1 protein-coding gene and 2 pseudogenes are annotated in these 498 nt (G+C 45.8%); all 3 read right to left on the bottom strand.

Features of this window, described 5'->3' with window-relative positions:
• A pseudogene (locus RVS70_RS22145) lies at positions 1–161 on the bottom strand (spore gernimation protein); the annotation flags it as partial.
• Between the two features lie 23 nt (positions 162–184).
• Positions 185–385: pseudogene (locus tag RVS70_RS22140) on the bottom strand (hypothetical protein).
• A 15-nt stretch (positions 386–400) separates the two neighbouring features.
• A partial coding sequence (locus tag RVS70_RS22135; RefSeq protein WP_321134866.1) for a hypothetical protein occupies positions 401–498 on the bottom strand: 98 nt, incomplete at its 5' end.

The raw sequence follows: 498 nt of genomic DNA, 5'->3' as shown, positions 1-498 counted from the left end.
AGCCAGAGTGCCGGAATCACGATGACAACGCCGAGGATGTAGCTGTGCCAGGCATTTTGTTTTGCTGATTCGATCATGAGAATCGGAGCATGCTTTAATCCGACCGCTAACGTATAAAGAGCTCCGAAAAATAATCCTTGGTATGCAGAGGTCATGTCCATAAAGCACTTCCTTTCTGTCATGTTCAAAACGGCATATATTTAAACAGCTGCCCCAGCCGCGGAAGCAGGGGATTCACTCTCATATAAATCCAAAGAAAAGCACTTCATGCAATCAGCAGGCTGAAGGCCCATTTTGTTAGATTGTTAGCGGAACGAAAATTCTTCCACTCATCTGCGTATATGGCAATGCACACAATCAATGTCTGTACGATATAGCTGATCATGCTGACGCACCTCCATTAATGGCTGATCGTTTTGTAGAGGACACCGCCCTGCTCAATCGTCACAATTGGGACGACGTGAACCTCCATATCCTGATATACCTCTTCCCATTCCT

It is taken from the genome of Virgibacillus sp. M23, assembly GCF_034190895.1.
Lineage (GTDB): Bacteria > Bacillota > Bacilli > Bacillales > Amphibacillaceae > Virgibacillus > Virgibacillus salarius.
Note: the sequence above shows the minus strand (reverse complement) of the source record. Positions and strands in the feature narration are given on the sequence as shown.